Raw genomic sequence first — 14,122 nt, 5'->3', positions numbered from 1 at the left:
ATAATGCACCACCTTACAACCCGATGGATGGAAAATCACTCCGTCTGCCCAACCAGTGATGACCTTGTTTTTCAATCTGAACCTGAATGGCTTGTCCCGGCATGACATGCGTATCCCAGAACCCTATGCCTTGGATGAGCCTTGAAACCAAATAACGGATGACCCCGCCATGAGTTACAATCAATGTCCTGTGCGAAGTCTTCTGTGAATTCCTGTGTTCCTCCAACCAAATATGTTCATGTAAAAAAGAATCTAATCGTCTCGTAAATGTCTGCCATGCTTCCCCTTGAGGAGGCGTAATTTCCTGAGGATCATCAATCCAGCTTCGATACAATGGGTTATACTTCAGTTGCTCATACGTCAGGCCTTCCCACTGTCCAAAATCATTTTCGCGCAGGCGAGGGTCAAACTTCGCCTGCTCATCAGCCTGCGGTGCAATCTGTGCCAGCGTCTGGCGGCAGCGAAGCAGATCGCTGCAATATACCGCATCCCATGTCAGATGAAGGCACTGCTCCCGCAGCGACGCCAGTTCTTCTTGTGCAGCAGGTAACAGACCGATGTCGGTATGCCCCAGATATTTTTTTTCCACGTTCCACTGGGTTGTTCCATGACGGATCAGCACAATGCTGTGATGTGAGCCGGATGGTTGTGATTCACTCTCTTGGGATCGTCTCTGTACGCATCGACTCTGTACGCATCTATTCTGTACGGATGAACTTTCGTGTAATTCACGTTGCTCTTGCCCTGGCTTTATTGCCATAATAACGTCCCTCCTACCAGCCACACACTCAAGGTGACTAAGAAACAAAGAACAACGAAAGATCCTGCCGACCAGAACATCAGTCGTGTCGTTCGCACGATATCTTCCGCCTCCATTGGCCGCGTTGCTTCGCCCATATACGCTCGAAACGAAGCCACACCGTGATACACGTTATGTCCACCCAGCCGAATACCTAGTGCTCCAGCCACTGCTGATTCAGGGAAACCACTATTGGGGCTAGGATGCAATCTCGCATCCCGGGCAACCATACGCCCTGCTCCTTTGGCGTCCAGCTTTAACACCCATGCACTTACAATGAGCAACAACGCAGTAGTACGCGCCGGAATCCAGTTCGCCCAGTCATCAAGCCGGGCAGATGCCCAGCCGAGATGAAGATATTTGTCATTTTTATAACCAACCATGGAATCAAGCGTATTGACAGCACGATAGGCCATAGCCAGCGGAGCACCACCAATGAGTGCATAGAATAGAGGCGATACTATCGCATCCACAATATTCTCCGCAACCGTCTCCACCGTCCCCCGTACCACCTCAGGCTCATCCAGATGTGCCGCATCCCGTCCAACAATCATGCTCAGTGAACGCCGTGCGGCAGGCCAATCCTGCTGTTTCAGGTGGCGGTACACTTCCATGCCTGCATCCCGCAGCCCTTTGGAAGCAATCGTGGTTGCAATCAGAACGATTTCGGCTGCAACCGCTAAGACCGGATGAATCATCCCGAGTAGAAACAGAAGTCCCCATGTGGCAGCGAAAGCCCCTCCTGCAATCAGGAGCGGAAATAACATTCCGACTTTTTTCAGACCTGCATCGGTATTCACACGTGATCGAATCATACGCTCCAGTGCCGAGATGGCTTTACCCATGCCGATAACCGGATGCGGAATCCAGCGCGGATCTCCGATACACCGATCTAGTACGTACGCAAGAATGATGACCCATGCCCCCGTCATTCCTATCCAGAACGACGATTCCCATAATTGACCCCATTCAAATGTCATTGTGTCCTTTCCTTTCTTTCCATTGCAACCCAGCCCGAAGGCTCTCCGTCAATCTGCCGATAACTGCACCCAAAGCCGTAGCTGTACCGGCGTACGTGTGAAGCGGCTTGGTTTCATGCTCATCCTGACGCACTGCAAGCACCATGGCATCGGTTGTGGTGCCAGTGGCCGAGAGTCCGTTCTCTGCGTCTGCGACACCTGCATCAGCTAGCGCTGCGGTCTTGGCCTCCACTGCCGTTTGAAGCGCATTAACCATTGCGCCCGGTGTCATCTGTCCGTTGAACCAGAGCATGATGTTAATTGTACCTGGGACGTATGGAGTGCTGTTGTTACGTTTGTTTGTCGAAGTACCATTCGTGGTGTATGTTGAATTCCGTTTCATGGTATCCAGGACATGGTCAGCACTGAACGGATGGCGAGCCTCTGTTGGAGCTGATGTAGCATCTGTCTTCTGTTGAGCTAGGGCTCCCGTCTTTCGTTTTCCACCGTGTACGTCAAACACAGTCCTCTCTGAACCTGCTCTTGCTGCATTCGAGACGCCAGCTGTGGTGCAGCACAGCAATCCGAATTCCGAGCTCGTATATTCTTGAATGGAGGTATGTTCCAGTCTAACCGCGGTCAATAATCCCGCACATTTATCCACTTGCTCCTGCCATTCCTGAAGTGCCTGTCTGATATCACGGGGCGGATCATCGCAACGATAGTTTTTGTCCACATAGATGTTAAAGACACGGTTTAATTCGAGCATCCCTCCGCCATATACCGCACTGGAGAGCGCATAGGCAAGATGAGGGTTCTGTGCTCTGATATGCCGTTCGTGAGCAGATATGCGCAGACCTGGCCAAGAAGAAGAGACATAGGTGTCCTCGTCTTTTGTCCCATGTGTAAAATAGTTATAAAACGGAAGTGTCACAAACGCTCCCCTCCCTGCTGTTTCAACCCATACTCCATCTGCTGCTGATGGCTTGCTTCATCAATCTTTGCCGGTTCGTCATTCTGATGTTCCGGTCGTTCAAATACATTCCCTATCATCTCAAGGAATCGGCCATTGGACTCAGCACCTTTGACTGCAAAGCGTACATGTCGTGCATCAAGCCCCGGATACATGGCACAACTGCGTATCAAAATGCCTCTACGTCCAAGCGCTTCCTGCAACGTAGAAGCCGTCCAAGGTTCGGGAATTCGCACCAGAATAAAATTAGCTTCACCCGGCGTCACGCTGCATCCATATGCCTGCAGGCCTGTCGTTAAACGCTCCCGTTCACGTGTAATCTGCGATATCGTATCCTGTTCAAAGCGTTCGCCACTGCGCAGACAAGCCTCTCCAGCGATTAGAGCCAAGCCGTTCACACTCCAGGTAACCTGCTTCTCCATCATCGCCTGTATATATTTCGGGCTGCCTATAGCATATCCGAGCCGCAGACCTGGAATTGCATAGAACTTGGTCATTGAGCGGATGATGATGACTTGCGGATACTTACTCCAATCCGGCGCTAGAGATTGGCGCTGAGAGATCGGAATAAAATCAATAAACGCTTCGTCAATGACAAGCACCGTATTGCTCTCTTCCGCTTTGCGGGCCAGCCGGCGAAGCACCTCGACCGGGTATTGTACCCCGTTCGGATTGTTCGGCTGTCCAAGGAATAGCAGGTCTACCTTTTCGATCAACTGTTCGATATCTTCAGGTTGTGCTTGCCAATTTAGTTCTTCCCGGCCTTCCGTATGCAGAACCTCTGCACCAAATTGCCTTGCCAAAGCTCGATATTCAGAGAATCCCGGTTCCACGGTTCCTACTTTACGCGGAGCAAGTGCTAGCAGAATCAGTGCCATACTTTCAGCCGCACCATTGCCCACAGAAATCTGTTCTGGTGTTACACCCAGACGCTTACTTAACAGCAACTTGAACCCCCGATGAGCTGGATCGGGATAACGAAGCACCGATTGCAGACCTTGTTGCAAGGCTTCCAGAACCTCCTTAGGTGGCCCTAAGGGGTTAATATTGGCGCTATAATCCAGGAACTCCACAGCATTACCTCCAAAACGCGAAGCCGCTGTCTCCACATCACCGCCATGTCCGAACACTTCAATATAACCGGTCATTCTTCCGTCATCCTCTCTGTCAGTTCTTTTCATTATGGATGGCATATGTCGGATGGGTCAATCCTGTATTACTTCTCCATTCATTAACTGATGCGGAGTTGGTGTAAATAAGTGGTCAGCTTGTTTTCTTTGTGTCCCAACGACAATTCGTTTACAATAGAAGAAGAAATTCAGAAATACAGGAACTACGGTTCCACATCTTTATTCACAAGCATCACTACATAAGGGACTTAACATCCCTCACATACATTAATGGAGGAATGACCATGCTGTTTGTAGATAACCAGGGCATTACAGATCCTTCTGTAAACCTCGCGATTGAGGAGTATATTCTGAAGCATCTGCCGATGGAGGATGATAGTTATTTGTTATTTTACATCAACCGTCCGTCGATCATTATTGGTAAACATCAAAATACCATCGAAGAGATTAACATCGAATATGTTCAGGATAACGGTGTACAAGTCGTACGTCGTCTTTCCGGGGGTGGAGCTGTCTACCACGATCTGGGTAATCTGAACTTCAGTTTTATTACGGCGGATGACGGCCAATCTTTCCACAACTTTCGTAAGTTTACCCAACCTGTTGTCGAAGCGCTGCATGAGCTTGGTGTAAATGCCGAGTTGACCGGGCGCAATGATCTGCAAGTCGGGGAAAAGAAAATTTCGGGCAACGCCCAATTTGCCACCCGTGGACGTATGTTCAGTCACGGCACGTTGATGTTTGATCTGAATCTGGAGCATGTTCAGGCATCCCTGAACGTCAATCCTGAGAAGTTCAAGTCCAAGAGCACCAAATCGGTTCGCAGTCGCGTGGCTAATATTCGCGATCTGATTGACACCAATCTGACGATTGAACAGTTCCGTGATGAACTGCTGCGTCACATTTTCCGTATGGAGCCGCAGGACGTTCCTCAGTACAAGCTGACCGAGAAGGACTGGGACAAAATCAAGGAAATCTCGGCGGAGCGCTATAACAACTGGGACTGGAACTATGGTTTGTCACCGGAGAGCAATGTGAAGCACACTCGAAAATTCCCGGTTGGCATCATCGACCTGCGCATGAACATCAAGGATGGACGCATCGAAAATATTAAAATTTTCGGCGATTTCTTCGGTGTTGGCGATGTAGCCGATATCGAGGATATGCTGCGTGGCAAGCGTTATGACGAGACTGAGGTTCGATCAGCACTGGAAGGCCTGGATGTGAAGCATTACTTCGGCAACCTGGAGCTGGAGGACTTTATTGGCCTTGTTTTCCTGGAGGAGTAACAAACGGAAATACGAAATTTAGATGGATATCGATTGTTTGAACGAATTCTGGATTACACGTTTAACGGAAAAGGCAGAATTCATATGAAGAAGCGAGTGCTCGCGTTAGACCGGATTTACCATCTATTAAGTTGAATTATTTATTTACACAATAACGGAGAGGACAGAACAAACCTGGAGAAGCGAAGCGTTCGCCTTTATCACCGGATTTCCCCTTTCTCAGGGGATTCAAAAAATCTGGGGATAACAGCGATCGTAAGGTTATTCTGTCTTCGGAGTGTATGTGTAAATCATCGGTGGTTCAACTTTTATAGTAAGCTCTAATAAAAATCCGGAGATGATTAAAAGAGCGATCTTAAGATGAATCTGATTTGGAGTGACTCGTATAATCTATTTATTTCGTTCAATGAATATAGATACAGATAAAAAAGGAGAGAAACATCACATGACCTACAAACTGATTGCCATCGACATCGACGACACGCTGATTAACGACAACAAGGAAGTTACACCTGCTACGCAAACTGCTCTGGAACAAGCCGTAGCACACGGTGTGGTGGTAACCCTAGCTACAGGACGCGCATACGCATCCGCACAAGCACTTGCTCGCCAAACGAAATTGAACGTGCCGATTATTACGTATCAGGGCGCTTTGGTGAAAAACCTGCTTGATGAAAAAGTACTGTATGAGCGTTATGTTCCGCAGGAGGCTTCTCGCAAGCTGTTTGAGTATTGTTTGGAGAAAAACCTGCATCTGCAAACGTACATCGACGACAAGTTGTATGCCCGTGAAGAGAACCAAAAACTGCTCGATTATGCCAACCTAAACGGCACACAATATTACATCGAGCCTGATTTCATCAAAGTGATCGAACAACCGACTCCCAAGCTGCTCATTGTCGATGAGCCGGACTATTTGGATGAAGTTGCTGTAGAGCTTCGTGAGCTGCTCGGACCTGAAGTTCATATTACCAAATCCAAGCCATATTTCCTTGAAATCATGCATAAAGAAGGCACGAAAGGCCACGCGCTAACGTTCCTGGCCGATCATTTCGGTCACGAGCTTAGCGAGTGCATCGCGATCGGCGACTCGTGGAACGATCACGAGATGTTAGAAGTGGCCGGTCTTGGTGTAGCGATGGGCAATGCTATCCCTGCCCTGAAAGAGCTGGCGGATTACATTACAGCAAGCAACAACGAAGACGGTGTCAAAGAGGTAATTGAGAAGTTTGTACTGAATGCGGAGTAAATATAATTTGTTAATTCAACAAAGCCCGGAGGCCACTATGATTTGTGGCTCCGGGCTTTGTTTTTATTTTTTATTTTTGGCCAGCAATACTGCGGTTAAAAAAGAAATCTGTAACGACACAGTAATTGCTACCGAAACCATGATATTCGTTGAATCTGATATATGAACGAAAAATAAAACAAGAATGAAAACAATGATAGTAATGATAACGCTGGCTACGAAATTCAGGAAGATTGTTCTCATATATTTTTCCTCATTACTTGCTCATAGCTAGCTGCAAAGAATCCAGCATTTTCTTGATTCGATCATCGGTCTCCAACTGAAATGATGGCATAATCTCATCTATTCTTTGCTGGAAAAGCTCTGGATCTTCTACACCAAGCTCTGCTCTTAACTCCATTTCTTCTTTGGAGCCATTGTCATTCAAAATCAGGTTCAAGAGGTCTCCTTTAAAAAATTCGCTTGGAGGAAGAATTAAGGCATTCATCAGAAATTGCATAAAAAAGAGACGATTATTGTTTTCCTGACTCGATTTTTTCATTGCCTGCTTCATAAACAAATTGATATATTTCTGAGCAAAAGTAACCCCCTTCAGTTGAGATGGTCCAACATGTTCAACACCTTGCCAGCGCAGGTCTGCCACCGAACTAAGCCACCAAGCCGGTTCGATCTCCTGCTGCATACGAAGCAGCACTTGGCGCTCAAACTGCGGTTCGGGATGCACTCGCTGTGCCTCCAAACATTTCCCGATCGTCTCGGCCTCAATGGCGGCAACCGTCATGCCTTGGCCATGGATCGGATCGAAGCTGCAGAATGCATCGCCAAGCACAAGTAATCCCGAAGGCCAATGCTCCATAAGTTCAAAATGTTGACGAACTGACTCGGAAATACGGTATCCCCGGGGTCCTTGAATTGGCTCTAACTGGTCTACCAAAGTTGCTATTTCATCTGAAGCAAACAAATGGACGATTTGCTTTTGAAACTCATCCGGATCGGTGGAAGGATATTCATTGCCTCCTGCGTTGAAAAGTAGCACTCCTGCGGTATCATTCTCAATTCGCCATAACATACCTGCACGAACGCCTTGCTCTGGGTCTGATTCTGTGATCACCGTTCCCCATTCATTCTGAATAGAGGATGGGATGTTGTAATAACGGGTGCTGTAACCAAGAGATACCTTCAGCACTTCCGGTTCAGGCACGGGTATTCCTATCTGATCAAGCCACCTGATCAATTTGGAAGAGCGTCCTGAGGCATCAATCACCATATCCGCTGCAAGCATTCCGATCTGATGATCCCGGCCTCTTTCTTTCGTATATACTCCTGTAATGGAACGGCGATCTTCCGATACCATTAATCCGGTAACTTCTGTACTCGTCAAGAAGCTTACATGATCGATATTCTGCACTCGCTGACGCAGTACCCATTCCAACAGGGCTCTGCTACACGATGCAATCTTGAATGAAGAAGCAGCAGCATCCGCTTTATTGACTAACGTTCCGTAACGATTGGCAATCACAAATTTTTCTTCTTGTGAAGGAATGGCACCCAGCGCAATCAATTCATCATTGTATCCGGGAAAGTATTGTTCCAGAATGAGGCCGCCGCGCGGCAATACCCGATGTGGATGATAGGATTGAGGTACACCCTGCCGATTCGTTGGATCAGAAGGCAGTTCATCTCTCTCAATAACGTATACCTCTTCATAATGTTCAGATAACATTTTGGCTGTGATTAGCCCTGCAATTCCTGCTCCAATGATTACAGCTTTTTTCATGTCAGGCATCATTGATTCCATCCTTTCCATGACGGTTATTTTTCTACAGTTGTAGATCATTCAAAAATATACTTATAATACCAATATATAACTAAAATCTCTTTTTTGGTAAGGGACAAAGTGAGAGAAGTATATAGATAAACTACAATAAGGAAATGGTGTAGATGAAAACGATGGGTAAGAAGGTCGATTTAAGAGTTACCCGAACTCATAAATTGTTAACGATGGCGCTTATTGATCTGTTATCCAGGCACTGCCAACGCTTCAGCAACATTACGGTTAATGAGATATGCGACGGAGCCATGGTTCACCGCACAACGTTTTACAAGCATTTTGAAGATAAGTTTGCCCTATTGTCCTCCACCCTCACTTGGTGCCTTCGGGATTATTTGCAAATGGACGTAGAGAAACGTCTGCAACAACCACTGCAAAGCCTGTCTAGAATGATGCTTGGAAACGTGCTGACAACGATCGTACAGAATCAAAAGGAGGATGAGGCATTTAACGATTTTTTCAGAAATTATATCGGAGAACTCTTCAAGCAAGATTTTCTAGAATTAAAAAGAAGGGGGAAGCAATTTGCACTTCCTGTAGAACTTGTAGCGGAATTTCACTCAGGGGTCATCAGTTTACTTGTGACGTGGTGGATACTTCATTTTGAGGATCATATTACAGCTGAACAGATGGATGAATATTACTACCAATTGGTTAACGAGAAAATCAGGTTAGAATAACGAAAAGCCCAATCCAAAATCATGAGTTGATTTTGAGATTGAGCCTTTAACTTTCTTTACAAAACAGATTCAGGAGCTTGGCCCACCTCTGTCACACGCTTTTTCTTCAACCAGCCACTCACCTTCTCATTCATGGCTAGTAAACCAGAGATCACCAATACCACACCGATCCACGTCACCCAGCTAACATGTTCCCCGTAGACTATAGCCCCAAGCCCTACCGCAATCGGTGGCGAGATATACAACCAGGTTGCTGGGAACAGCGGATTCGTGCGCGACATGATCCAATAGAACAGACTGTGCCCGACCATCGAACCAATGACCGTCAGATAAATCACGGATGACACGGCTGGCAGTACATTGAGTGTAGACATACTCCAAGATTCCGTCCATGCCGACAAGATGAATAACAACACGCCGCCATACATCATCTGCACCGCATTAATCGCAACAGGACTCATCTCACTGAATTGATGAATGACTTTTTTGGAATACAACGTACCTGCGGAATAACAGATTTCCCCTACCAGCACAGCTACGCAACCCCACAAAAATAAAGAACCTGCACCAAGCGATACGCCTGGCAAAACAACAAGTACAACACCCGTGAACCCGATCAGGCAACCCACTAGCATGCGGGCAGAAGTTTTCTGCCTTAACAACGCCGTCTGCATGAGCATAATCATTAGTGGTCCTGTAGCCGATAGAATCGCTCCAACACCGGAACTGACATGCTGCTCAGCCCAATATAACGTGGCAAACGTCCCAAACGTCAGTCCCATTCCTGTAATCAGCATTTCTTTGCGGAACAACAGGGACAAGCTCACTTTGCCCTTCATCCACATCCATGTAAACATTAAAGCTCCTGCAATGACAAACCGAAGTCCAGCCGATAGAAAAGGTGGCATGCCTGCCTCTACTCCAATTTTGATGGCCAGAAACGTTGTTCCAAAAACGAGACACATTACGGTAAATGCAATCCCCACCATGTTAACCACTCCTTTATCTGTTCTCCATCATAGCTCATGGTCTACAGAACAGAATGAACAAAACAGAACAGTTATCTCCCATTAGCTGTTACAATGGAATTCAAAAAGGAGCGTGAAACGGGTGGGCAAAACCGTAATGATGACAGATAACCGTATGAAACGGTACGAGCAAGTCATCCACTATCTCATGGTACGGATTGAGGCAGGTGAATGGACTGAACAACAAAAACTGCCTTCGGTACGAAGCCTGTCCGAGCAGCTCGGCGTTCACCGACTTACGGTGTTCAAAGCCTATCAGGAATTAAAACAGCGCGGAATCGTCTATGTCAGAGACAAGTCCGGTTATTATGTCAGTCCGGCGAAACCACTAGCGGATACAGATCAGGGAGATGATCCCTCTGTGTCGGCCTGGCTCCACTGGGACACACTTGATCGCGTTCAATCGCTAGAGGCTGAATACCAATTTTCCAAATCATTAATTGATCCTGCCCTGCTGCCCAACCGATACTGGGGCGAGTTAATGCGAGATTTGCTCGATCAGTACCCCCGTCTGCTTGGCACATATTCGACCATTCAAGGCGATCTGGAGCTTCGCACCAGTCTGGCAAGCCATCTGACCGCAAAGGAGCGCTTTTACCTGTCATCTGACGAAGTGCTGGTTACTTCCGGTGCACAACAGGCGATTGATGTCATCTCCCGTGCTCTCGTCAAGCCCGGAGATCGGGTATTAATTGAACGGCCAACTTATGGCCCAGCAATGCAGATTTTTCGCAAACAAGGCGCACAGCTTGTGTTTACCGATCTCCGATCGGAAGGATATGATCTGGAACAGATTGAGCATCTGATGAAAACAGAGAAGCCACGTCTGTTCTATATGACACCGACGTTCCAGAATCCAACAGGTATCAGCATTTCTGTAAAGCAGCGCAAACAGCTGCCGGAACTGGCTGAGCAGTATGGCTGTTATCTGCTGGAGGATGACAGCACGTATGATATTTATTTTCAAGAAAAACCGCCCGCGCCGATCTTCACTTATGATACTTCCGGACATACGTTGTATATTCGCAGTTACAGCAAATACGTTGTTCCGGGTCTGCGAATCGCAGCCATCATGTGCCGTCCACATCTCATGGCAGGGCTACAGGCGATCAAAGCATTGACCGACAACGGGTCACCGTTACTGAATCAGAAGCTCTTTCTTCGTTATTTTCAATCGGAACGAATGCATCAGCATCTGTCCAAACTGCGAACCGCAATTCAGCTTCGAATGGAAGTGATGGAACAGTGTCTGCTGGAGACGGACTGGACATGGACACGCCCCGAAGGGGGACTAAACATCTGGGCGGAGCTGCCGGAGGGAATCGACACAGGCAGGTTATTGCACCAATCCATGGAGCAATCCGTTGCTTTTGTACCCGGCACAGTGTTTGATACCTCCCAAGCCTCTGGGAGCCGCAAGCTTCGTCTCTCCTACGCCTACGCTCGTGAGCAGCAGATTCGGGAAGGCATGGAGAGACTGATTACCTTGGCGGCGAAAAGGTAAAACGAAGAAAGTTCGAAGAGCGAATTGAACCTTAGCAGGTAGACCTCCTCTGCTTATAGATCCTTTCTCTCAAACAGGCGAATCGTAACGATATACGAAATGAAAAACAAAGCTATAACACCAACGGAAATCCCCGCGATGATTGGTGTTGTAGTCAACCCTTTGTTACCTGCAATATGGAGAATAAATGCCGCCGGCTGAGCAAATATAATTAAGCAAATCATAAAGATCGCGTTAATAATGCCTGCTCCCTTTTTACTAAGTGCATAAAAAAGCGGCATATAGATGGATGCCAGTATAAGTACAATTCCAATCGAAATAGCGATGTCCAATAGTGAATACTGAGGTTTGATGAGTTCAGGGAAATTCAGGATAACCAGCTTATGAATTCCGTAGGATGTGAGCACTCCGAACAGAGCGTACAGGATGGCAGACAGATACTTCGCTTGCACGATCTGCTTACGGCTCACAGGCAGAGTGACTAGGAAGTTATGATGATGATTTTTGATATCAATCATCGTCGCCATCATGATCGAACCAAAAGCCGTATAGATCCCAACAAAATACATCGACATTTCAATCTGCGGAATAAAAGCAACGCTGAACACCACCAAATATAGAGCAATCGTCCACAAGGAACTCTTTAGAGCGATAAAATCTTTGCGAAGTAAATTAAGCATGCTGATGTCCCCCTTTTGCCGTAAAATAGATGAGATCTTCCAGAGCAGGTCTATGTAAAAGAGCCTCGTCGCCAAACAACCGCTGCGCCTCTTCCTTGTTATCTGACAATGCTTCAAAACCAACCTTAGTTTCACGTATACCAACGAAATGGCGCCGGGTATCGGCATCCAGCAAATCCGTATCCCCTTTGACAATGGTATAGCGTTCCAGCACATCGTCTTTGGCCTCATTGAAGATCAGCTTGCCTCTGTGAACAAAAGCGATATAATCGGCAATACGCTCAAGGTCTGTCGTAATATGAGTCGAAAAAATAATAGATTTTGTCTCGTCCTGTATCATTCCGGCCAGCAGATCAAGTAACTCTCGCCGAAACACCGGATCAAGACCTGATGTCGGTTCATCCATTACGAGCAGATCAGCCTCATGTGATAATGCCACGGCAAGTGAGAATTTGATCTTCATGCCTTTGGACAGGTCTCGAATTTTTTTCTTGGGAGACAATTCGAACTGCTCCAAGTAGTTCTTGAACAGAGTATGATTCCATCGACTGTAAAAAGGAGCAATCATACTCGCCGTCTCCCGGATCGTCAGATGCTCGTAATAAAAGCATTCATCAGACACAATCCCCAGTCGCTGTTTAACAGCGACTTCGTTATTTGCCATATCTCTGCCCAGGGTACGTAACGTTCCCTGATCCGGGTGAATTAACCCCGTAATCATTTTGATCAGCGTGCTCTTTCCAGCACCGTTCGGCCCGATTAGCCCTGTAATAAATCCCTGTTTTACATCCATAGATATGTTATCTACCTTGAATAAAGGGTACGACTTGGATACGTTCCGCAATTCTATAGCATTCATTAGCTTATTCCTCCTCTAGCAGCACAGTAAGATGATGGATCAAATCCTTAGAGTTCATGCCTAGTTCCTTACTTTCCTGAATGACTTCAAGCATCTTGTTTTCCAATTGTTTCATGCGCCTCTCGCGAATAAAATCCTGATTAGCACCCGAAACAAAGCTTCCCTTGCCAACAACCGAATCAATCAGTTGCTCCTTCTCCAGCTCTTCGTATACACGTTTCGTTGTAATGACACTGACTTGCAAATCTTTGGCAAGCTGCCGGATCGAAGGTAAATGATCCCCTGGAGCGAGCTCCCCATTCAGAATGATCTGCCTGATCTGGGATAAAATCTGGATATATATAGGGTCGCTTGAAGCGTTAGAAATCCTTATATTCAACTTTGTTCACCTCATTGCTGCTGTATCGTATGACCAACCAGGCATAGTGTATATATATAATATATACACTATGCCTGGTTGAGGTCAATGTTTATTTATTTTTTTCTTTTGATCTATTTTCTTCTCTCCTGCCAAAACAAAAAGGGACGACAGTCCCCTGTCATCCCTCATCCTTGTATGCTAGCTACTAATAACCTTATCCACCAGACCATATTCCACCGCTTCAGCTGCGGTGAGGAAATAATCACGGTCGGAGTCTTTTTCAATTCGTTCCAGCGGCTGACCAGTATGGTCCGCAAGCAGCTGATTCAGTCGCTGGCGATGCTGGATAATCCGATTCGCATGGATCAGCATATCTGATGCCTGCCCACGTGTTCCGCCATGCGGCTGATGAATCATAATTTCACTGTTCGGCAATGCCATCCGTTTCCCTTTGGTACCCCCTACCAGCAATATCGTACCGAAACTTGCAGCCATGCCTGTGCAGATCGTCGAAATGTCCGGTTTCACAAACTGCATCGTGTCATAGATGGAGAATCCAGCTGTTACTGACCCTCCTGGACTATTGATGTACATCTGGATATCTTTATCCGGGTCCTCTGCAGTCAAAAATAACAATTGGGCCACGATCGCATTAGCCATCTGATCCTCAATCTCTCCCGACACCATAATGATTCGATCCTTCAACAAACGTGAATATATATCATAACTCCGCTCACCGCGAGCGGTCTGTTCCACCACATAAGGTACTACGTTCATGAT

At 46.8% G+C, this 14,122-nt stretch carries 14 protein-coding genes; 4 read left to right on the top strand and 10 right to left on the bottom strand.

Translation table 11 applies throughout. The features are described from left to right. Positions 1–13 precede the first annotated feature (13 nt). The 4 genes from PQG66_RS17775 to cobD are packed head-to-tail and all read right to left on the bottom strand — an operon-like array spanning position 14 to position 3,912. Positions 14–760, bottom strand: a complete 747-nt coding sequence (locus PQG66_RS17775; protein WP_272039065.1) for a histidine phosphatase family protein — start codon at positions 758–760, stop codon at positions 14–16. Beyond that, positions 751–1,731: an adenosylcobinamide-phosphate synthase CbiB gene (gene cbiB / locus PQG66_RS17770; RefSeq protein WP_272039210.1), complete on the bottom strand. Its 981-nt coding sequence runs from the start codon at positions 1,729–1,731 to the stop codon at positions 751–753. Before cbiB ends, PQG66_RS17775 begins: the two co-directional genes overlap by 10 nt. A gap of 37 nt (positions 1,732–1,768) precedes the next feature. Further along, entirely contained in the window at positions 1,769–2,692 is a 924-nt protein-coding gene (locus tag PQG66_RS17765) for an adenosylcobinamide amidohydrolase (RefSeq protein WP_272039064.1), read from the bottom strand. Further along, positions 2,689–3,912 (bottom strand): threonine-phosphate decarboxylase CobD, encoded by a 1,224-nt coding sequence (gene cobD, locus PQG66_RS17760; protein WP_272039063.1) that lies wholly within the window; start codon positions 3,910–3,912, stop codon positions 2,689–2,691. The genes PQG66_RS17765 and cobD overlap by 4 nt, the downstream gene beginning before the upstream one ends. A 233-nt stretch (positions 3,913–4,145) precedes the next feature. On the opposite strand from cobD, the gene PQG66_RS17755 reads away from it, so the two are divergent. Together PQG66_RS17755 and PQG66_RS17750 are read left to right on the top strand one after the other, a co-directional pair. Further along, entirely contained in the window at positions 4,146–5,150 is a 1,005-nt protein-coding gene (locus PQG66_RS17755; protein ID WP_272039062.1) for a lipoate--protein ligase, read from the top strand. Between the two features lie 445 nt (positions 5,151–5,595). Continuing rightward, positions 5,596–6,399, top strand: a complete 804-nt coding sequence (locus PQG66_RS17750) for a Cof-type HAD-IIB family hydrolase (RefSeq protein ID WP_272039209.1) — start codon at positions 5,596–5,598, stop codon at positions 6,397–6,399. A 256-nt stretch (positions 6,400–6,655) separates the two neighbouring features. On the opposite strand, the gene PQG66_RS17745 is transcribed toward PQG66_RS17750, so the two are convergent. After that, positions 6,656–8,176, bottom strand: a complete 1,521-nt coding sequence (locus PQG66_RS17745) for an FAD-dependent oxidoreductase (protein WP_334220789.1) — start codon at positions 8,174–8,176, stop codon at positions 6,656–6,658. A gap of 164 nt (positions 8,177–8,340) precedes the next feature. On the opposite strand from PQG66_RS17745, the gene PQG66_RS17740 reads away from it, so the two are divergent. Then, complete coding sequence (locus tag PQG66_RS17740) at positions 8,341–8,910, top strand: TetR/AcrR family transcriptional regulator (RefSeq protein ID WP_272039061.1); 570 nt, start codon at positions 8,341–8,343, stop codon at positions 8,908–8,910. A 56-nt stretch (positions 8,911–8,966) separates the two neighbouring features. On the opposite strand, the gene PQG66_RS17735 is transcribed toward PQG66_RS17740, so the two are convergent. Continuing rightward, a complete protein-coding gene (locus PQG66_RS17735; protein ID WP_272039060.1) occupies positions 8,967–9,899 on the bottom strand; it encodes a DMT family transporter in 933 nt (310 codons plus the stop codon). 121 nt (positions 9,900–10,020) lie between these two features. On the opposite strand from PQG66_RS17735, the gene PQG66_RS17730 reads away from it, so the two are divergent. Then, the gene (locus PQG66_RS17730; protein WP_272039059.1) at positions 10,021–11,442 is read left to right on the top strand and encodes an aminotransferase-like domain-containing protein; all 1,422 of its coding nucleotides are present in this window, start codon (positions 10,021–10,023) and stop codon (positions 11,440–11,442) included. 53 nt (positions 11,443–11,495) lie between these two features. Here the strand turns inward: PQG66_RS17730 and PQG66_RS17725 are convergent, their stop codons facing one another. From PQG66_RS17725 to clpP, 4 genes are all read right to left on the bottom strand, one after another. After that, a complete protein-coding gene (locus PQG66_RS17725) occupies positions 11,496–12,122 on the bottom strand; it encodes an ABC-2 transporter permease (protein ID WP_272039058.1) in 627 nt (208 codons plus the stop codon). Beyond that, a complete protein-coding gene (locus PQG66_RS17720) occupies positions 12,115–12,981 on the bottom strand; it encodes an ABC transporter ATP-binding protein (RefSeq protein ID WP_272039056.1) in 867 nt (288 codons plus the stop codon). Before PQG66_RS17720 ends, PQG66_RS17725 begins: the two co-directional genes overlap by 8 nt. 4 nt (positions 12,982–12,985) lie before the next feature. Next, a complete protein-coding gene (locus tag PQG66_RS17715) occupies positions 12,986–13,360 on the bottom strand; it encodes a GntR family transcriptional regulator (protein WP_272039054.1) in 375 nt (124 codons plus the stop codon). A 180-nt stretch (positions 13,361–13,540) separates the two neighbouring features. Further along, positions 13,541–14,119 (bottom strand): ATP-dependent Clp endopeptidase proteolytic subunit ClpP, encoded by a 579-nt coding sequence (gene clpP, locus PQG66_RS17710; RefSeq protein WP_272039053.1) that lies wholly within the window; start codon positions 14,117–14,119, stop codon positions 13,541–13,543. Between the last annotated feature and the right edge of the window lie 3 nt (positions 14,120–14,122).

The organism is Paenibacillus sp. JJ-100 (genome assembly GCF_948329825.1).
GTDB lineage: Bacteria > Bacillota > Bacilli > Paenibacillales > Paenibacillaceae > Paenibacillus.
Note: the sequence above shows the minus strand (reverse complement) of the source record. Positions and strands in the feature narration are given on the sequence as shown.

Excerpts from the sequence above, each read along its gene's own strand:
- cobD (WP_272039063.1), bottom strand. The coding sequence starts at position 3,912 with ATGAAAAGAACTGACAGAGAGGATGACGGAAGAATGACCGGTTATATT.
- PQG66_RS17755 (WP_272039062.1), top strand. The coding sequence starts at position 4,146 with ATGCTGTTTGTAGATAACCAGGGCATTACAGATCCTTCTGTAAACCTC.
- PQG66_RS17745 (WP_334220789.1), bottom strand. The coding sequence starts at position 8,176 with ATGAAAAAAGCTGTAATCATTGGAGCAGGAATTGCAGGGCTAATCACA.
- PQG66_RS17775 (WP_272039065.1), bottom strand. The coding sequence starts at position 760 with ATGGCAATAAAGCCAGGGCAAGAGCAACGTGAATTACACGAAAGTTCA.
- cbiB (WP_272039210.1), bottom strand. The coding sequence starts at position 1,731 with ATGACGGGGGCATGGGTCATCATTCTTGCGTACGTACTAGATCGGTGT.
- clpP (WP_272039053.1), bottom strand. The coding sequence starts at position 14,119 with ATGAACGTAGTACCTTATGTGGTGGAACAGACCGCTCGCGGTGAGCGG.
- PQG66_RS17750 (WP_272039209.1), top strand. The coding sequence starts at position 5,596 with ATGACCTACAAACTGATTGCCATCGACATCGACGACACGCTGATTAAC.
- PQG66_RS17725 (WP_272039058.1), bottom strand. The coding sequence starts at position 12,122 with ATGCTTAATTTACTTCGCAAAGATTTTATCGCTCTAAAGAGTTCCTTG.
- PQG66_RS17740 (WP_272039061.1), top strand. The coding sequence starts at position 8,341 with ATGAAAACGATGGGTAAGAAGGTCGATTTAAGAGTTACCCGAACTCAT.
- PQG66_RS17720 (WP_272039056.1), bottom strand. The coding sequence starts at position 12,981 with ATGAATGCTATAGAATTGCGGAACGTATCCAAGTCGTACCCTTTATTC.
- PQG66_RS17735 (WP_272039060.1), bottom strand. The coding sequence starts at position 9,899 with ATGGTGGGGATTGCATTTACCGTAATGTGTCTCGTTTTTGGAACAACG.